We start from the raw sequence: 18,188 nt of genomic DNA, 5'->3' as shown, positions 1-18,188 counted from the left end.
GGCGTAGGTCCGGAAGGCTGCCGGGACTCACCTCAGCACCAGTCGGCGCCCGCACTGAGCAGCCATTCGTGTGCCCGTGCGATATGCGGCATGGCGAGCGTTCCGGTACGTACCACCAGGAAGTAGGTACGCAGCGGAGGTACCGGCGGTTCGAGCAGGGCGACCAGCTCGCGCCGCTCCAGCGCGTTCTCGCAGAGATAGCGCGGCAGCACCGCGACCCCGGCCCCGGCGATGGCGCAGGAAAGCACCGCCCTCAGATCCGGCACGACCACGGTGCCCGCGGTGGAGGGCCGGGAATCGAAGACGGCCGCCCAGTAGCGGGCGACCAGCGGCAGCGATTCATGCACCTCGACGACCGGCAGCCCTTCCAGGGCCAGAGCCCCGTGGCGGCGCAGCGCGCCGAAGCCGATCTTCCGCTGCCAGGACGGCGCCGCGACCAGGACGTGCTCCTCGTCGCAGAGCGCGGTGGCGGTGAGCAGTCCGCCGCGCGGGCGGGCCGCGGAGATCGCGAGATCGTGATGGCCTGCCGCCAGGCCCTCCAGAGCTTCCTCGGCCGTGCCGAAGGAGGCCCGCAGTGTGAAGCTCTGGCCGTCGGATCCGGTCAGTCCGGTGAGCGCGGGCAGCGCACGCTCGGCGGTGAACTCGGGCGGCCCGGCCAGGTGCAGGGTGCGTACGGAGGACTCCTCGGCGATCCCGCTCTCGGCAATCTCGACGAGCGCGTCCAGATGGGGCGCCGCCTTGTGTGCGAGTTCGTCGCCGATCGTCGTGGGCGTCACGCCCCGGGCCTGGCGCAGGAACAGCGGACGGCCCAACTGCCGCTCCAGGGTGCGGATCTGTGAGGTGACCGCGGGCTGGGAGAGACCGAGGAGTGCGGCGGCGCGCGTGAAGGAGCCGGCCCGGTGCACCGTGACGAACGTGCGCAGCAGAGCCAGATCCATCCGTCCCTCCCTCCCCGGGATGCGAACGGTCCAACTATAAATAAGTCGATAGGTCGCTGTCGCTACCGTGATTGGACACTGACACAGAGTCAACTAGCCTTGTTCATGCGGTTCTTGGCGCGTAGAACCGGAGCGGTCCGAGCCACGAGGGGGGAGGCTCGGACCGTTCGTCGTGCGTAGCGGAGTCACCTCCGCGCACCGAGCCGACCCGGGGGCGACGGTCATGCCGCCGGACCCCCCAGGCCTTCGCGCGACTCCTCCAGCGCACGCAGCACATCCGCCACCAGATCGGCCGGGTCCTCCGCCCCCACGGAGAACCGGATGAACCCCTCCGCGACCGCATCGCCGCCCCATCGTCCACGCCGCTCGGCCGTGGATCGCACACCGCCGAAGCTGGTGGCCTCGTCGACGATCCGGAGCGCGGCGAGGAACCGCTCGGCGCGGGCACGGGAGGCGAGCGTGAAGGAGACGATGCTGCCGAAGCGCCGCATCTGCCGTGCGGCCACGGCGTGCGCGGGGTCGTCGGGCAGCCCCGGATGACGCAGCCCCGTCACCTCCGGATGGGTGCGCAACGCCTCGGCCAGGGCGAGCGCGCCCGCGCACTGGCGTGCGTGCCGCAGGTCGAGTGTGGCCAGTGAGCGGTGTGCGAGCCAGGTCTCCATCGGACCCGCGACCGCCCCGACGAGCTTGCGCCACCGCCGTACCGGCTCCATCAGCGCCGCGTCGCGCACGGCCACGTAGCCGAGCACCAGATCGCCGTGCCCGGTCAGGCCCTTGGTCGCGGCCGCCACCGAGAAGTCCGCGCCGAGGTCGAGCGGCCGCTGGCCGAGCGGGGTGGCGAGCGTGTTGTCGACGGCGACGAGGACCCCGCGCTCGTGCGCCGCCGCGATGAGGGCGCGTAGATCGCAGACGTCGAGCCCGGGGTTCGACGGGGTCTCCAGCCACAGCAGCCGCGCGCCGTCGAGCAGTTCGCCCTGGGTATCGCCGCCGGTTGGGGCGGTGCGGGCCGTGATGCCGTACGCGTCCAGCTGCTCCCGTAGGAGTGGAAGCGCCTGGTAGCCGTCCGAGGGCAGGACCACCGTGTCGCCGGCGCGCAGCTGGGAGAAGAGGACGGCGGAGATCGCGGCCATTCCGGAGGCGAAGACCAGCGCCTGGGCCTCGGGCGAGCCGGGCGACTCCAGTTCGGCCAGGGCCTGTTCGAAGAGAGTCCAGGTGGGGTTCTCGTCGCGCCCGTAGGTGTAGGGGCCGGAGGGATCCCCGGCCAGGTGGTAGTGCGAGGTGAACACCGGGCCCGGGAACGGCGGCTGGAACTGGACCGGCTCGGGAAGCCCCGCGTGCAGCGCCCGCGTGCCCTCCCCGAGCCCGTCCCGCGCCCTGCGGGCGCCCTCGGGTGTCGTCACGCCCAGCCTCCTTCCCCGAGCGCGCCCCGTACCTCGGTGAGCAGTCCCGGGCAGGCAGCCTCGATCAGCTTCAGGCAGGTGTCGAAGCCGTCCCGTCCGCCGTAGTACGGATCGGGGACCTCCCTGTCGTCCTGCGCATCCGGGTCGTACGAGCGCAGCAGCCGGATCTTCCCGGCGGCTGCCGGGGTCGGGGCGAGCCGGCGCAGGGCGCGCAGATGCCCCTCGTCGAGAGCGATCACGAGGTCGAGCCGGTCGAACCACGAGGCCCGGAACTGCCGCGCGGTGTGCGCGCTGCCGTATCCGTGCTCCTCGAGGACCGCGACCGTACGCGGATCGGCGCCCTCGGCCTCGTGCCAGCCGCCCGTGCCCGCGCTGTCGGCCTCGACGAGGTCATCGAGGCCCGCTTCGGTCACGTACGCACGGAAGACGTGCTCGGCCATCGGGGAGCGGCAGATGTTGCCGGTGCAGACGAAGCAGACCCGGAAGCGCCCGCCCCTCCCCGTCGCGTTTGTGCCTGCTGTTCCCACTGCGGGCACCGGTCAGTTCTTGTCGGGCAGGACCACGTTCATCGCCCAGGACACGAGGCTGATGATCAGACCGCCGACGACGGCTGTCCAGAAGCCCTCGACATGGAAACTGAGATCCAGTTTGTCCGCCAGCCAGGAGGTGAGCAGCAGCATCAGTGCGTTGATCACCAGGGTGATCAGGCCGAGCGTCAGGATGAACAGCGGGAAGGTGAGCAGCTTCACCAGCGGCTTGACGAGGAAGTTGACCAGGCCGAAGACCAGCGCGACCAGAACCAGCGTGAGCACCTTGCGAGGCGTGCTGTCGCCGGTGAGCGTGATGTCGTTGATGAGCCAGATGGCCACCGCGAGGGCGGCCGAGTTGGCGATCGTCTTGACTACGAAATTCTTCATGTGTCTGATCGTGGCAGACGTGATCGCCGCCGGGCACCGGCGTGCAGCACCGGGTATACGGCGGGCAGAGGAGCAGGCAGGGATGAAGGCAGGGATGAAGGCGTTCCGACTGGATGAAATCGACGCGGAACGGGCCGCCAACGACGGCGCCTACCTGCAGTTCCTGCGCGAGCGGAACATGTCCGTCGGTCTGTACGCCCTCGATGCGGGCCGGAGCGACCCGCAGCAGCCGCACGGGCAGGACGAGGTCTACTTCGTGGTCAGCGGACGGGCCTCGATCACGGTCGGCACGGAGACGACGACGGTGGGGCGCGGCAGTGTCGTGTACGTGCCCGCCGGGACCCCGCACAAGTTCCACCACATCACCGAGGACCTGCGGGTTCTGGTGGTGTTCTCGCCGCCGGAAGGCTGACCGGAAGCCGTGCGGACCGGCGGCCCGGGTCCGCGGGTCGGGTCCGCGGGCCGGGTCCGCGGGGTCAGGTCCCCGGGGGAACCCTAGGGGCAGACTCAGGGAAGGACGAGGGCTACGCGGCCTCCGGCGAGCCCACCTGTCCGCATAGCATCGGGTGCAGGAGCTCACAGGGAGGTCCGACAGACTCGGGTCCAGGAATCGACCGGGACGGAAAGGCAGGGACGCCATGAACGAGATACTCGCGGGGATGCCGTGGTGGGTGAAGTGGATCGCGATCCCGGTGATCGCCCTCGTGATCTTCGGGAGCGTGCTGTGGACGCTCGTCACCTTCGTGGTCGGGCTGCTCTTCAAGGTGCTCGTGTTCGCGGCGCTGGTCGGCGGACTCGTCTACTTCGTGCGGAAGTACAAGGACGGGAGCTCGTCCTCGAACAGCGGATGGTGAGTTCCAGGAGCTTCACGCGTCGCACGACTTTCACGCGTCGCACGACCTTCACCCATCGCACGAGCTCCACGCATCGCACGAGCTCCACGCACTCCACAGGGCGGTGAACCGCATTCCGGTTCGCTCGCCCGAGGGAAGTTTCCGGCCAAGGGCTGCACACAGGGTTCCGGGCCGTTAAAGTCCGGACACCGACGCGGGGCGCGCACCCCGCGCGTTCGGACCGCTCACCCCCGCACCTCTACGGGCGGGGGTTCCCTCGCGCCTGGGGAGTGCACCGTGGCCACGGCAGAATCCGTCACCGCCCCGTCCCCCACTGCCCCCGCCGCCGCGCCCGCGCCGACCCTCATCGGGTCCGTGCAGCGGGCGTTGCGGCTGCTGGAGGCGGTCGCCAGGCATTCCAGGGGTGCCCCGGCCAAGCAGCTGGCCCGCGAGACCGGAATGCCGCTGCCCACCGCGTACCACCTGTTGCGCACCCTGACCCACGAGGGCTATCTGCGGCGCGAGAAGGGGGTCTTCCACTTCGGTGAGGCGGCCGAGCGGCTCGCGAGCGGCGGGGCCGTGGAGAAACGTCGCACCATGATCGGCGAGGTCATGGAGCACTGGCGCGATGTGATCGGTGTGCCCACGTACTTCGCCATCTACCGCGACGGCGAGGTCGCCGTGGAGGCCGTCGCCGACAGCCAGGGCGCCAGAGCCGTCGAGGAGTGGGCGGACTTCCGGCAGACCGCGCATGCACATGCCATCGGGCAGTGCCTGCTCTCGCAGCTCGACGACGAGGCGCGGCGGGACCACCTTTCGCGTCATCGCGTGCAGTCGATCACCCCTTACACGGTGCGCGACGAGCGTGCGCTCCTGCGGCGCCTGGCGGGGGTGCAGCGGATGCAGCCGGTGGTGGAGCGGCAGGAGTACGCGCTCGGGCAGGTCTGTGCGGCGATTCCCATCACGGTGGGGTCCACGGCCGCGACGATGGCGATCTCGCTGCCCGCCCATCAGGCGGACCGGCTGCTGCCCGCCGCACGGCGGTTGCAGGTGGAGGTGGGGCGGAAACTGGGGACGCTGGCGTTCTCCATCACCCTGTGAAGTGCCTTGGTGAGTGCTTGTACGGGTGTGGCGCACGGTCTATCAGTATCTGAAAACTCACTCCTTGTGATCCGATGAGCACGTTCAGCAAACTGCCAGGAGGATCGGGAACATGGTTCCTGATCAGGGTTTAAAACGTCTCGAACTCAACACGCGGCAGACGACGGGGTAGACGATGCGCGAGTCCGTACACGCAGAGGTCATGATGAGCTTTCTCGTCTCCGAGGAGCTCTCCTTCCGCATCCCGGTGGAGCTCCGGTACGAGACATACGACCCGTATGCCGTGCGCCTGACCTTCCATCTCCCCGGCGATGCGCCGGTGACCTGGGCGTTCAGCCGTGAACTCCTGGTCGACGGGGTCAACGAACCCTGCGGCGACGGCGATGTGCACATCGCCCCGCACGGCGGCGACCGGCTCGGCGATGCGCTGATCCGGCTTCAGGTGGGCGGTGAGCAGGCGCTGTTCAAGGTGTCCATCGCACCGCTGATCGCCTTCCTCGACCGTACGGACCGGCTCGTCCCGCTCGGGCAGGAGCGCGCGCTCGCCGGCTTCGACACCCACCTCGACGAGGCACTCGGGCAGATCCTGGCGGACAGCACCGGCTGAGGAACGGCCGGCCGTACGGCCTCAGCGCTTCCGTCGGCGCCCGCGCCCGCCACCGGCGCGCCCACCGGCCCGTGCGCCCCCGACTCCGACTCCGACTCCGACCCCGACTCCGACCCCGCCCGCGGTCTGGGTGCCCTCCGGCCCCTTGTCCCGGGCCACCACCAGCGCCGCCAGCGCCGTCGTGACGGGCACCGAGGCCACCAGTCCGATCGATCCGATCAGCGTACGGACGATTTCCTCCGCCACCAGCTCGCTGTTCGCCACCGTCCCCACACTTGCCTGCGCGATCGAGAACAGCAGCAGCAGCGGCAGCGCCGCACCCGCATACGCCAGGACCAGCGTGTTGACCACCGAGGCGATGTGATCGCGGCCGATCCGGATGCCCGCGCGGTACAACTGCCGTGCGTTCATCGACGGATCGGCCTGGTGCAATTCCCAGACCGCGGAGGTCTGGGTGACCGTCACATCGTCGAGCACACCGAGCGAACCGATGATCACACCCGCGAGCAGCAGACCGCTCATGTCGATCCCGGGGTAGAGCCCGTGGATCAGTCCGGTGTTGTCATCGGTGTTGCCGGTCAGCGAGGCCCAGTCGATGAACAGCGAGCCGAGCAGCCCGATCAGCAGCAGCGAGATCAGCGTGCCGAGCACCGCCACCGACGTACGGGCCGTCAGCCCATGGCACAGATACAGCGCGAAGAGCATGATCGCGCTCGCCCCGACCACCGCCACCACCAGCGGATTCGAGCCCTGCAGAATCGCCGGCAGGATGAAGAGCGTGAGCACCGCGAAGCTCACCACGAGCGCGACGAGCGCCATCACCCCGCGCATCCGGCCCACCAGGACCACGGCGACCGCGAAGATCGCGGCGAGCAGCCACATCGGCGTTCCGCGGTCCACGTCCACGACCGAGTACTGCAGTTCCTCGGGGGCGTCGGGCGCGTAGGCGACCACCACCTCCTGGCCCTCGTCGAGCTGGCGGGGCGCGTCCGGCTGGATGATCTCGGTGAACTCGCGCCCCTGGTCGGGGCCTTCGGTCACCTCGATCGTCGCCCGGCCGCAGTCCCCGGCGGCCCGCTGCTGCGCCGTGTTGCCCTCGGCGGTGGAGGTGTCGCCGGTCGGCGGGACCTGGGCGGCGTTGACCTCCGCGCAGTCGACCCGCTCGACGTCCACCACCTTCGCCGCGTACATCTGCCGGTCGAAGCCCACGCCGGTGCGCTTGTGGTCGGGCGCCCCGCTCGGCCAGAGCACCACGAGGCCCGCGAGCACCGCCGCCGCGAACGGGATCAGCACCGCCGCGATCACCCTGCGCAGATGCCGCGAGACGGGGGCGGCGGGGCCGTGGCTGTGCGCGTGCGCGTGACTGTGCCCACCCCCGGGACCGTGCTGGTCATATGGCGGCCGGGATGGCTGCTGCGGCGGTTCCTGAGGGGGGTGCTCGGGCGGCGGAGGCATGGCACTCATGGACCGATCATCGCAACAAGAAAGGGGCCCTCTGGTCAGCGTGGCCGAGAGGACGCTAGCGTGGGGGCACCTTTGCACACGCGGGAGCTCGGAGCACCGGGCTGAGAGGGCGCTGACCTCCGTACCGAAACATACGGATCTGGCTGCGTCGACCGCCGAACCTGTTACCGGGTAATGCCGGCGTAGGGAGTAGGTCTCATGACCACACAGGACACACGCACGCCTGCCTCCGTTCCCACCGAAGGCGCGGAGGCCGGGAAGTCCATCGGCTGGCACAAGGCATACGTCCAGGGCTCACGCCCCGACCTGCAGGTGCCGGTGCGCCAGGTGCATCTCACCAACGGCAAGTCGGTCACGCTGTACGACACTTCGGGCCCGTACACCGATCCGCACGCCGAGACCGACGTCCGCCGCGGCCTGCCGCCGCTCCGCGAGAACTGGATCATCGCGCGTGGTGACACCGAGGAGTACGCGGGCCGCCCCGCGCGCCCCGAGGACGACGGCATCAAGCACACCTCGCCGCGCGGCGGGAACCTCCGCAACCTCGACGCGGTCTTCCCCGGCCGCCCCCGCCTGCCCCGCAGGGGTCGTACGGGCCAGGCGGTCACGCAGCTCGCGTACGCCCGCCGCGGCGAGATCACGCCGGAGATGGAGTACGTGGCTCTCCGCGAGAACCTCGCGCCCGAGGTCGTACGCGACGAGATCGCCGCGGGCCGCGCCGTGCTCCCGGCGAACGTCAACCACCCGGAGATCGAGCCGATGATCATCGGCAAGCGGTTCCTGGTGAAGGTCAACGCCAACATCGGCAACTCTGCGGTCACCTCCTCCATCGAGGAGGAGGTCGACAAGATGACCTGGGCCACCCGGTGGGGCGCCGATACGGTCATGGACCTCTCCACCGGCCGCAACATCCACACCACCCGCGAGTGGGTGCTCCGCAACTCCCCGGTCCCGATCGGCACCGTGCCGCTCTACCAGGCGCTGGAGAAGGTCGACGGCAAGGCCGAGGAGCTGACCTGGGAGATCTACAAGGACACGGTCATCGAACAGGCCGAGCAGGGCGTGGACTACATGACCGTCCACGCCGGCGTCCGCCTCCCCTACGTGCCGCTCACGGCCAACCGCAAGACCGGCATCGTCTCGCGCGGTGGCTCGATCATGGCCGCGTGGTGCCTCGCGCACCACAAGGAGTCCTTCCTCTACGAGCACTTCGAGGAGCTCTGCGAGATCCTGGCCGCTTACGACGTCACGTACTCCCTCGGCGACGGTCTGCGCCCCGGCTCGATCGCGGACGCCAACGACCGTGCGCAGTTCGCCGAACTGGAGACCCTGGGCGAGCTGAACAAGATCGCCAAGGCGCATGACGTACAGACCATGATCGAGGGCCCGGGCCATGTCCCGATGCACAAGATCAAGGAGAACATCGACCTCCAGCAGGAGATCTGCGAGGAGGCGCCGTTCTACACGCTCGGCCCGCTGACCACCGACATCGCTCCTGCCTATGACCACATCACCTCGGGCATCGGCGCCGCGATGATCGGCTGGTGGGGCACGGCGATGCTCTGCTACGTCACGCCCAAGGAGCACCTGGGCCTGCCCAACAAGGACGACGTGAAGACCGGCGTCATCACGTACAAGATCGCGGCCCACGCGGCGGACCTGGCCAAGGGCCACCCCGGCGCCCAGGAATGGGACGACGCCCTGTCGGACGCACGCTTCGAGTTCCGCTGGGAGGACCAGTTCAACCTGGCGCTCGACCCGGACACGGCCCGCGAGTTCCACGACGAGACGCTGCCCGCCGAACCCGCCAAGACCGCGCACTTCTGCTCGATGTGCGGGCCGAAGTTCTGCTCGATGAAGATCAGCCGGAACATCAACGAGCAGTTCGGCGGCGAGGAGGGCGCGAGCTCGGAGGAGATCGAGGCCGGGATGCTGGCGAAGTCGAAGGAGTTCGCGGCCTCCGGCAACCGGGTCTACCTGCCGATGGCCGACTGAGCCGGAAGCCCACGGGCCAGGGCGGTCGGGCCTGCGCCACGGGGGAGCGCGGGCCCGCCGACCTTGGGCTGGCGGGGTGGTGAGCACCCCGAAGGGGTGGTCGGGCGTGAGGCTGTTTCACGTGAAACATCGCCCGGTCGGTGCTGTTTCACGTGAAACAGCACACGGTCCGCCGGGGCACGGGAAGCCGGCCCGCCCACCAGGCGCCGCTAATCCGGCTGATGCTCCGGCCCCCCGAAGTCCGGACTGGTGAAATCAGGGCTGGAGAAGGTGGGTTTCGAGCTCGGAGGTGGGCCGATATCCGGGCTGCTGAAGTGCGGGCTGTCGAAGCCCAGATGGGGCATTCGGTCGCCGGGCGCGCCCGGCGTGCTGTGCTGCGGGGGAGCCGTCGGGTCGGCGAGGGCATCGCGGAGGAAGGGGAGCAGGCCACGCTCCAGGAGAGCCTCGCACCAGGCCTGCCTGGCGCGGGCAACCTCCTCGGTGAGTTCACGGGAGCCGCCCGCCCGCAGGGAGTTCGCCCCGTTGCGCAGCGCGGTGACCAGCAACCCCGTCCCCGCGACCATGATGCCCGCCGCGGTGAGCGCGCCGAAGAACCAGCCGGCTGCGAGGAGTGTGTCGGCGAAGGCCGGCTCGGGGCTGATCATCTTGAGGACGTAGCCGATGATCAGGAAGATAACGGCCGCGGTTCCGGCCAGCAGGGGGGCGAGGACCGCGAGGATGGCGGTCAGTCCGGCGCCCGCGGCCTCCCCGGCCTCGCCCACCGATATGGCGAGCCCCATCGGGCCGGAGGACGGTGCGGGAGTGGGTGAGTGGTCCGGGTCGGTCTCGGGTGAGATCTGTTCGGAGGCGGAGGCGGAGGCGGAGGCGGAGGCGGAGGACGAGGCGGAGGACGAGGTCGCGGGGCGGGACGGATCGCGCAGTTCCTCGCGGATCTTGACATAGCGCGCGTACTCCGGCGCGGCCGCCGCGGTGATGAGCGGGGTCGCGTCGAGTGCCATGGTGCGCAGCTGCTCCGGGTTCAGCCGTCGGCCGGCTGAGGTCAGTTCAGGGTGGTGCGGCGCGGAGCGCAGCGCTTCATCGAGGATCCGCTCGTAGTCCCGGCGGTCCTCGTTCAGCAGGTGCGGAGCGCTGTTCATGTGCATCCCCCGATGCTCCGTAGGGCCTGGACTCCCGCTCGATGACGGGCGGTCGGGGCGGAAACGGAGGAGAGCCTGCTACGGATAAGCCGATGGTAGAGCGGCTCAGGCACGCGGTGACAGGGGGTTTCCGGAAATTGGCCCGTCGGACGGCGGGGATGTGGGTGCTGTGCACCTGCCCAGGAGCGGCTCAGATATCCAGGGGCAGTCGGCGGACCAGCAGCTTTCCGGCCATGGTCACTCCGCCGTCCATCGCGACGGCGAGCCCGTCCGCATAGACGTGCGGGCCTTCGACCTGCGGTCCGTTTCCGTCCTCGCCGTCCTCGGAGCCCACTTCGCCGAGGAGATACGGGATGGGGCTGTGGCCGTGAACCGCCTTGCTGCCGCCGAATGCGGTGAGCAGTTCCCGTACGGCATCGGGCCCCCCCTTGTCGCGGAAGGCGAAGCGCTTGGTGAACTTGCGGAAGAGGTCCCAGCATTCGTCCGCGTCGTGGTGCGTCAGCGCCTCGCGGATCGTGTCGTTGACCGAGGTGATCGAATCGCCGTAGTCGAGATAGACCGTGGTGTCGGAGTGCATCAGGAGGTGGTCGTCCTCCAGCGCGAGCGCGTCGAGCCGGGACATCCACTGCAGATGGTGCTCCTGGAGGCGGTCCATATCGGACTTCTGGCCGCCGTTGAGCAGCCAGGCCGCTTGAAAGGTCGCGGTGCCCGCACCGGAGTTGACGGGGGTGTCGCCGTAGCGCTTGGCGCCGAGCAGCAGCAGCTCGTGGTTGCCCATGAGCGCTTTGCAGTAGCCGCCGACCGCGGCGGCCTGGGCGGAGAGCCGCATGACGAGGTCGATGACGCCGATTCCGTCGGGACCTCGGTCGGTGAAGTCGCCGAGGAACCAGAGCCGCGCATGGCCCGCGCACCAATCGCCCTCGGCGTCGACGAGGCCCTGCTCGCGCAGCGCGAGGAGCAGTTCGTCGAGATAGCCGTGTACATCGCCGACGACGTACAGCGGGCCGGGTTCGTCGGAGCCGGAGCGCTCGGTCGGGGCCGCGGGGGACGGCATCGGGACCTGCACGGTGTCCCCGCGGTTGATGACGGGGAGGTCGCGGTGCGTGGGCGTGTAGCCCTCGGGCTCGTCCTCCTGACCGAAGCGGCCGCCGTCCGTGCCGTGTCCCGTCTCCTCGCCGAAGTGACCGCTTCCCTCGCCCAGGCGGCTGTTCCCGTCGCCAGGGTGGCCGTTCGCCTCGCCGTAGTGCCCGGGGGCGTCACCGAACGGGCCGGGTGCCGCGCCGAAGGCGCCGGGAGCATCGCCGAAGCGGCCCGCGGGCCCGCCGATCGGGCTCGGGGCCGCGGCCTCGCCGATTCGGCCCGGGCCTGCGGCCTCACCGAAGCCACGAGGGTCTTCACCGGGGTGGTGAGGGGCCTCGCCGAGCGTGCGGGGGTCCTCGCCGAAGCTGTGCGGGTCGCCGCTCAAGCCACGGGGGTCGTCGCCGAGGGCCCGGGGATCTTCGCCGGGGCCGCGAGGATCCTCGCCTGGGCGGCCGCTGTCCTCGCCGGAGCCGCGGGGGTCCTCGCCGTTCTGGCCGACCTGATGCACGTACGCGGGCACGCGGAAATCGCGGACCGTGTCCGTACGCACCACGGGTCCTCGACCGGCCCCCTGAGTCATCGACCCCTCCACCACCATTGCGCCGCATTCCGCCACCGGTCCGGACTGCCTGGTCGCGGCCGTCCGCGGTGTGGTGCGCCCATCATAGGAATGCGTTCGGCCCTCTGTGATGCACCAGGGGTGGTGAATCCTGTCAGGACTCGGGCAGGGGGCCGATTTCTCCGGAATTGCACGTGTCTCTTGGCCACTTCCGGCCAACCGCCCGCCGCCGGAGGTGCACGGCTCGACGCGGCCGGTCAAGGCATCGCCGAGCCGGTGCGAGGCATCGGAGCCGACGGTCACTGCTCGGGCGTACGCGGCGGACTCACCGTCGTGCGCGGGTGACGGCGCTGTGAGGAGGTGCGGACGATCATCTCGGTCGGTATCACCTGTTCGAGCGGTCCGGTGGCGGCGACGCCCTCGATGGCGTCGATGAGGAGCTGGACCACGGCCGTGCCGATGCGGCGCGGCTTGAGGGAGAGCGTGGTGATGGGCGGTTCGGTGCTCGCGTATACGGAGGACTCGCTGCAGCAGACGAGCAGCAGGTCGTCGGGTACGCGCAGCCCGTAGCGCCGGGCGGCGGCGAGCAGATCGGTGCCGTTGGGGTCGAAAAGGCCGTAGACCGCGTCGGGCCGGTCGGGCCGGGCGAGCAGCCGGTCCGCGGCGACGGCGCCCGCGCAGGGGTCGTGCGCGGGATAGGCCTCGTACACCGGGTCCTGGCCCACGCGCTTGCACCAGCGCAGATAGGCGGTGGTCGACAGATGGGTGTACGTATCCGTGGTGGTGCCGGTGAGCAGGCCGATCCGGCGGGCGCCGGCCGCGGCGAGGTGGTCGAGGATCCCCATTACGGCGGCCTCGTGGTCGTTGTCGACCCAGGCGGTCACCGGGAGCGATCCCGCGGGGCGGCCGTCGGAGACCACGGGCAGGCCCTGGCGGACGAGTTCGGAGACGACGGGGTCCTGGTCGGAGGGGTCGATGACGACGGTGCCGTCGAGTGCCACGTTGGACCACACGTCGTGCCGGGAGGTCGCGGGCAGGATGACCAGGGCGTATCCGCGGGCGAGTGCCGCGGAGGTGGCCGCGCGGGCCATCTCGGCGAAGTAGGCGAACTCCGTGAAGGTGAAAGGTTCATCCCCGTAGGTGGTCACCGTCAGGCCGATGAGGCCCGATTTCCCGGTACGGAGCGTCCGGGCCGCGGCGGAGGGGCGGTAGCCCAGCCGGTCGGCGACCTCGCGGACATGGCTGCGGGTGGCGTCGGGTAACCGACCCTTGCCGTTGAGCGCGTCGGAGACGGTCGTGATGGAGACACCGGCGGCGGCGGCCACGTCCCGGATGCCTGCCCTGCCCTGCCGGCTGCCGCCACCACGGGGGGTGCCCGCCCGGCTCACCTGGTGCTTCCCTGCTGCTGTCATGGCGAGCCGATAGTAGGGCTCATGAGTGGGGTCGACGTGAATGCATATGCGCGCGTTGACAGGCACGTTTCTGCAAGGTCGACTTCGATCAACTGCCGTGGATCCCAAGGGGCGTAAGGGGTCTCGGCGTGATCACCATGGCGCGTGCATGTGTGCGCCTGGCAAGTGGTGCAGGTTGCGAACAGGTCTCAACTCACCTTCACGGGGGATGCGCGCCACGGCGCAAGCCACCGGCGCACGCCAGTCCGGAGGGCGCCCCCCTCTCGCGCACGCCTTGGTGCACCGGCTTGTGCGCCTCGGTGCACCGGGCACCGTACGTGCGGGCCTGACGTGTCCACAGGCGGGACGTGGCCGGGTGCGGCGGGACATGGCCGGGTGTGGCGGGGCGAGCTGGTTGTCCACAGGCCATTCGCAGGCGGACCGAATCCTCTTAGAGTGAGGAGTATTCGCACCTGATTCGTACGAGAGGACCTGCGGTGAGCGAGATCAGCGGCCCGAAGCTGCGCCCTGAGCTGGACGGCGTCCCGACCTACAAGCCGGGCAAGCCTGCCGCGGCCGGCGGTCCGGTGGCCTACAAACTGTCCTCCAACGAGAACCCGTACCCGCCGCTGCCGGGCGTGATGGAGCAGGTGACGGCCGCGGCCGGGAACTTCAACCGCTACCCGGACATGGCGTGCACGGGCCTGATGAGCGAGCTGTCGGAGCGCTTCGGCGTCCCGCTCACCCACCTCGCCACCGGCACCGGATCGGTGGGCGTGGCCCAGCAGCTGATCCAGGCGACCAGCGGCCCGGGCGACGAGGTGATGTACGCCTGGCGCTCCTTCGAGGCGTACCCGATCATCACGCAGATCAGCGGCGCGACCTCCGTGCAGGTGCCGCTCACCGACGGCGAGGTGCACGACCTCGACGCGATGCTCGCGGCGATCACCGACCGCACCCGGCTGATCTTCGTCTGCAATCCCAACAACCCCACCGGCACCGTGGTGCGCCGGGCCGAGCTCGAGCGCTTCCTCGACCAGGTGCCGGCCGACGTCCTGGTGGTGCTCGACGAGGCCTACCGCGAGTTCATCCGCGACCCCCAGGTGCCCGACGGCATCGAGCTGTACCGGGACCGGCCCAATGTCTGCGTGCTGCGCACCTTCTCCAAGGCGTACGGGCTCGCGGGCCTGCGCGTCGGCTTTGCGGTGGCCCATGAGCCGGTCGCGGCCGCGCTGCGCAAGACGGCCGTGCCCTTCGGCGTGAGCCAGCTCGCGCAGGACGCGGCGGTGGCCTCGCTGCGCGCCGAGGACGAGCTGCTCGGCCGGGTCGGCTCGCTGGTCTCCGAGCGCGCGCGGGTCGTCGAGTCCCTGCGGACGCAGGGCTGGATCGTGCCCGAGACCCAGGCCAACTTCGTCTGGCTGCGCCTCGGGGAGCGCACGGTCGACTTTGCGGGTGCCTGCGAGCAGGCCGGCGTCGTGGTGCGGCCGTTCGCCGGCGAGGGGGTGCGGGTGACGATCGGCGAGGAAGAGGCGAACGACCTGTTCCTGCACGCGGCACAGGCCTTCCGCAAGGAGCTGTAGCTCCGGGCCCGTCGCCGCAGGGCGCCGGGCCGCGCTACTCCGCGACGAGTTCGACCCGGATCGGGTCGCCGCCGCGTACGGTCGCGAGGCGACGGGGGTCGCCGTCGAGCGAGCCGAGCAGATTGCACGGGCTCGCGAGACGGCACTCCTCGCCCCGCGAGATCGGCGTCGGGCCGTACGGCAGGGCGAGGGCGTCGCCGTCGGTCCAGAACGCGACGGTGCCCGGGGCCACCACCTGCTCGGCACCGTCCTCGATATCGACGTTCAGTCCGGTGTCGAAGTACACCTCCTCGCCCCAGGTGTTGGCCGAGGAGACGATCGGGAGGGCCTTGGCCAGCGCACGGCTGGTCGGGGTGTCATCAAGGGTCGCGGTCAGATGACCCGCGGGCCAGGAGATCCGTATCTGCATGGAGCGGATTCAACAATATGTTGAAGTTCTTGGGAACCCCCGTCTCGCATGTCACGCCGCGGGCCGCCTGTACGTCGTAAGGGTGGAGGCCCAAGAGGGGGCCCCTGCCGGAAACCGGCGAACAGCGGTACGACATAATGCTTGTGAATGTGAACGCGTTCACAAGCGTGTCCTGCTTCGTCCCGGAATGCTCCGGATCAACAGGGCAAACTGCCGCTGTGACCACGGCGACGTAAGGAGACTGACGACGTGGACCTGGCTCTGGCGCCGGAAACCCTGGCGCGTTGGCAGTTCGGCATCACCACCGTCTACCACTTTCTCTTCGTCCCCATCACGATCTCGCTCGCCGCGCTCGTAGCCGGCCTGCAGACGGCTTGGGTGCGGACCGAGAAGGAGAAGTACCTCAGGGCGACGAAGTTCTGGGGGAAGTTGTTCCTGATCAACATCGCGATGGGTGTCGTCACCGGCATCCTGCAGGAGTTCCAGTTCGGCATGAACTGGTCCGACTACTCGCGCTTCGTCGGTGACATCTTCGGCGCGCCCCTCGCGTTCGAGGCGCTCATCGCCTTCTTCTTCGAATCGACCTTCATCGGCCTGTGGATCTTCGGCTGGGACAAGCTGCCGAAGAAGATCCACCTCGCCTGCATCTGGATGGTCTCGATCGGCACCATCCTCTCCGCGTACTTCATCCTCGCGGCCAACTCCTGGATGCAGCACCCGGTCGGCTACAAGATCAACGAAGAGCGTGGCCGGGCCGAACTCACCGACTTCTGGCACGTGCTGACCCAGAACACCGCGATCGCACAGATGTTCCACACCCTGACCGGCGCGTTCATGGTCGGCGGTGCGTTCATGGCGGGCATCGCCGCCTACCACCTGATGCGCAGGAAGCACGTGGCGACCATGAAGACCTCGCTGCGGCTCGGCCTGGTGACTCTGGCGGTCAGCGGCCTGCTCTCGGCGGTCAGCGGCGACCACCTCGGCAAGATCATGTTCGAGCAGCAGCCGATGAAGATGGCCGCGGCCGAGGCGCTGTGGGACGGCGAGGAGAGCGCGCCCTTCTCGATCTTCGCCTACGGCGATGTCGACGAGGGCCACAACAAGGTCGCCATAGAGATCCCGGGCCTGCTGTCCTTCCTCGCGCACAACAACTTCGACGAGTACGTCCCCGGCATCAACGACCTCAACGCACAGATGCAGGAGACCTACGGCCCCGGCGACTACCGGCCCAACATCCCCGTCGCGTACTGGGGTTTCCGCTGGATGATCGGCTTCGGTATGGCCTCGCTCGGCATCGGGCTGCTCGGGCTCTGGCTGACCCGGAAGAAGTTCCTGCTGCCACCACACCTGCGGGTCGGTGAGGACGAGGTGCCGCATCTCGTCCTCTTCCGCGGCAAGCCGCTGAGCCCGAAATGGGGCAAGTGGTACTGGCGACTGCTCCTGTGGACCATGGCCTTCCCACTGATCGCCAACTCCTGGGGCTGGATCTTCACCGAGATGGGCCGCCAGCCGTGGGTGGTCTTCGGCGTCATGCGGACCTCCGGTGCCGTCTCCCCCAACGTCTCGCAGGGCGAGGTCATCACCTCGATGGTGATCTACACACTGCTGTACGCGGCGCTCGCGGTCGTCGAGGTGAAGCTGCTGATGAAGTACGCCAAGGCCGGGCCGCCCGAGCTCACCGAGGACGACCTCAACCCGCCCACGAAGATCGGCGGGGATTCCAAGGACTCCGACCGGCCGATGGCCTTCTCGTACTGAGGGAGCGACCGAGACATGGAACTCCACGACGTCTGGTTCGTGCTGATCGCCGTCCTGTGGACCGGCTACTTCTTCCTGGAGGGCTTCGACTTCGGCGTCGGCGTCCTGACCAAGCTGCTCGCCCGCGACCGCACCGAGCGCCGCGTCCTGATCAACACGATCGGCCCGGTCTGGGACGGCAACGAGGTGTGGCTGCTCACGGCCGGCGGCGCGACCTTCGCCGCGTTCCCCGAGTGGTACGCGACGCTGTTCTCCGGCTTCTACCTGCCGCTGCTCCTCATCCTGATCTGCCTGATCATCCGCGGTGTCGCCTTCGAGTACCGGCACAAGCGGACCGGCGAGACGTGGCAGACCAACTGGGAACACGCGATCTTCTGGACCTCGCTGATCCCCGCGTTCCTGTGGGGTGTGGCCTTCGGGAACATCGTGCGGGGCGTGAAGATCGACCAGGACATGGAGTACGTGGGCAGCTTCTGGGATCTGCTCAACCCGTACGCGATCCTCGGCGGCCTGGTCACGCTGAGTCTCTTCACCTTCCACGGTGCGGTGTTCACGGCGCTCAAGACCCTCGGAGGCATCCGGGAGCGGGCTCGCACCCTGGCGCTGCGGCTCGGGCTGGTCACCGCGGTGCTCGCGCTCATCTTCCTGGTCTGGACACAGGCGGCCAACGGCGACGGCAGCTCCCTCGTCGCGATGATCGTGGCGGTGCTCGCCCTCGTGGGTGCGCTCGCCGCAGTCAAGATGGGGCGCGAGGGCTGGTCGTTCGCGCTGTCCGGGGTCACCATCGCGGCCGCCGTCGCCATGCTGTTCCTGACCCTGTTCCCGAACGTCATGCCGTCCTCGCTGAACGAGGAGTGGAACCTCACGGTCACCAATGCCTCGTCCAGCCCGTACACCCTGAAGATCATGACCTGGTGCGCGGCGATCGCCACCCCCGTGGTGCTGCTCTACCAGGGCTGGACCTACTGGGTGTTCCGTAAGCGGATCGGCACCCAGCACATTGCTGCCGACGCGCACTGA

At 69.4% G+C, this 18,188-nt stretch carries 17 protein-coding genes; 8 read left to right on the top strand and 9 right to left on the bottom strand.

Features of this window, described 5'->3' with window-relative positions:
- Nucleotides 1–32: 32 nt before the first annotated feature.
- The 4 genes from ACLF6P_RS02365 to ACLF6P_RS02350 form a co-directional block, all read right to left on the bottom strand.
- Nucleotides 33–938, bottom strand: coding sequence for a LysR family transcriptional regulator (locus ACLF6P_RS02365; protein ID WP_415947657.1), 906 nt, complete (start codon nucleotides 936–938; stop codon nucleotides 33–35).
- 221 nt (nucleotides 939–1,159) lie between these two features.
- Nucleotides 1,160–2,338, bottom strand: a complete 1,179-nt coding sequence (locus ACLF6P_RS02360; protein WP_415947656.1) for a cystathionine gamma-lyase — start codon at nucleotides 2,336–2,338, stop codon at nucleotides 1,160–1,162.
- Entirely contained in the window at nucleotides 2,335–2,778 is a 444-nt protein-coding gene (locus tag ACLF6P_RS02355) for a low molecular weight protein-tyrosine-phosphatase (protein WP_415947654.1), read from the bottom strand. Before ACLF6P_RS02355 ends, ACLF6P_RS02360 begins: the two co-directional genes overlap by 4 nt.
- A 99-nt stretch (nucleotides 2,779–2,877) precedes the next feature.
- Entirely contained in the window at nucleotides 2,878–3,255 is a 378-nt protein-coding gene (locus ACLF6P_RS02350) for a phage holin family protein (RefSeq protein WP_415947652.1), read from the bottom strand.
- A 94-nt stretch (nucleotides 3,256–3,349) separates the two neighbouring features.
- Between ACLF6P_RS02350 and ACLF6P_RS02345 the strand changes: the two genes are divergently transcribed.
- The 4 genes from ACLF6P_RS02345 (at nucleotide 3,350) to ACLF6P_RS02330 (ending at nucleotide 5,796) form a co-directional block, all read left to right on the top strand.
- Nucleotides 3,350–3,667 carry a cupin domain-containing protein gene (locus ACLF6P_RS02345; protein WP_415947651.1) on the top strand — a complete coding sequence of 106 codons (318 nt, stop codon included), beginning with the start codon at nucleotides 3,350–3,352 and terminating at the stop codon, nucleotides 3,665–3,667.
- Between the two features lie 226 nt (nucleotides 3,668–3,893).
- Nucleotides 3,894–4,109, top strand: coding sequence for a DUF5326 family protein (locus ACLF6P_RS02340; RefSeq protein WP_415947649.1), 216 nt, complete (start codon nucleotides 3,894–3,896; stop codon nucleotides 4,107–4,109).
- A gap of 354 nt (nucleotides 4,110–4,463) precedes the next feature.
- Nucleotides 4,464–5,189, top strand: coding sequence for an IclR family transcriptional regulator (locus tag ACLF6P_RS02335; RefSeq protein WP_415947841.1), 726 nt, complete (start codon nucleotides 4,464–4,466; stop codon nucleotides 5,187–5,189).
- A gap of 175 nt (nucleotides 5,190–5,364) precedes the next feature.
- Nucleotides 5,365–5,796, top strand: a complete 432-nt coding sequence (locus tag ACLF6P_RS02330) for an SsgA family sporulation/cell division regulator (protein WP_415947648.1) — start codon at nucleotides 5,365–5,367, stop codon at nucleotides 5,794–5,796.
- 21 nt (nucleotides 5,797–5,817) lie between these two features.
- On the opposite strand, the gene ACLF6P_RS02325 is transcribed toward ACLF6P_RS02330, so the two are convergent.
- Nucleotides 5,818–7,251 (bottom strand): YibE/F family protein, encoded by a 1,434-nt coding sequence (locus tag ACLF6P_RS02325; protein ID WP_415947839.1) that lies wholly within the window; start codon nucleotides 7,249–7,251, stop codon nucleotides 5,818–5,820.
- A 207-nt stretch (nucleotides 7,252–7,458) separates the two neighbouring features.
- Here ACLF6P_RS02325 and thiC point away from each other — a divergent pair, with 207 nt between their 5' ends.
- Nucleotides 7,459–9,255 (top strand): phosphomethylpyrimidine synthase ThiC, encoded by a 1,797-nt coding sequence (thiC, locus tag ACLF6P_RS02320; protein WP_415947647.1) that lies wholly within the window; start codon nucleotides 7,459–7,461, stop codon nucleotides 9,253–9,255.
- A gap of 209 nt (nucleotides 9,256–9,464) precedes the next feature.
- Here the strand turns inward: thiC and ACLF6P_RS02315 are convergent, their stop codons facing one another.
- The 3 genes from ACLF6P_RS02315 to ACLF6P_RS02305 form a co-directional block, all read right to left on the bottom strand.
- Nucleotides 9,465–10,397, bottom strand: coding sequence for a hypothetical protein (locus tag ACLF6P_RS02315; protein WP_415947645.1), 933 nt, complete (start codon nucleotides 10,395–10,397; stop codon nucleotides 9,465–9,467).
- A 184-nt stretch (nucleotides 10,398–10,581) separates the two neighbouring features.
- Nucleotides 10,582–11,592 (bottom strand): metallophosphoesterase, encoded by a 1,011-nt coding sequence (locus tag ACLF6P_RS02310; protein ID WP_415947837.1) that lies wholly within the window; start codon nucleotides 11,590–11,592, stop codon nucleotides 10,582–10,584.
- A 737-nt stretch (nucleotides 11,593–12,329) separates the two neighbouring features.
- Nucleotides 12,330–13,442, bottom strand: coding sequence for a LacI family DNA-binding transcriptional regulator (locus tag ACLF6P_RS02305; protein WP_415947643.1), 1,113 nt, complete (start codon nucleotides 13,440–13,442; stop codon nucleotides 12,330–12,332).
- Between the two features lie 476 nt (nucleotides 13,443–13,918).
- Here ACLF6P_RS02305 and hisC point away from each other — a divergent pair, with 476 nt between their 5' ends.
- A complete protein-coding gene (gene hisC / locus ACLF6P_RS02300) occupies nucleotides 13,919–15,001 on the top strand; it encodes a histidinol-phosphate transaminase (protein WP_415947641.1) in 1,083 nt (360 codons plus the stop codon).
- A 34-nt stretch (nucleotides 15,002–15,035) separates the two neighbouring features.
- On the opposite strand, the gene ACLF6P_RS02295 is transcribed toward hisC, so the two are convergent.
- The gene (locus ACLF6P_RS02295) at nucleotides 15,036–15,410 is read right to left on the bottom strand and encodes a cyclophilin-like fold protein (RefSeq protein ID WP_415947639.1); all 375 of its coding nucleotides are present in this window, start codon (nucleotides 15,408–15,410) and stop codon (nucleotides 15,036–15,038) included.
- A 249-nt stretch (nucleotides 15,411–15,659) separates the two neighbouring features.
- Between ACLF6P_RS02295 and ACLF6P_RS02290 the strand changes: the two genes are divergently transcribed.
- A complete protein-coding gene (locus ACLF6P_RS02290; protein WP_415947638.1) occupies nucleotides 15,660–17,168 on the top strand; it encodes a cytochrome ubiquinol oxidase subunit I in 1,509 nt (502 codons plus the stop codon).
- 15 nt (nucleotides 17,169–17,183) lie between these two features.
- The gene (cydB, locus tag ACLF6P_RS02285) at nucleotides 17,184–18,188 is read left to right on the top strand and encodes a cytochrome d ubiquinol oxidase subunit II (protein ID WP_415947637.1); all 1,005 of its coding nucleotides are present in this window, start codon (nucleotides 17,184–17,186) and stop codon (nucleotides 18,186–18,188) included.

The organism is Streptomyces lothianensis, assembly GCF_047779955.1.
GTDB lineage: Bacteria > Actinomycetota > Actinomycetes > Streptomycetales > Streptomycetaceae > Streptomyces.
This window is presented reverse-complemented; position numbering and strand designations above follow the sequence as displayed.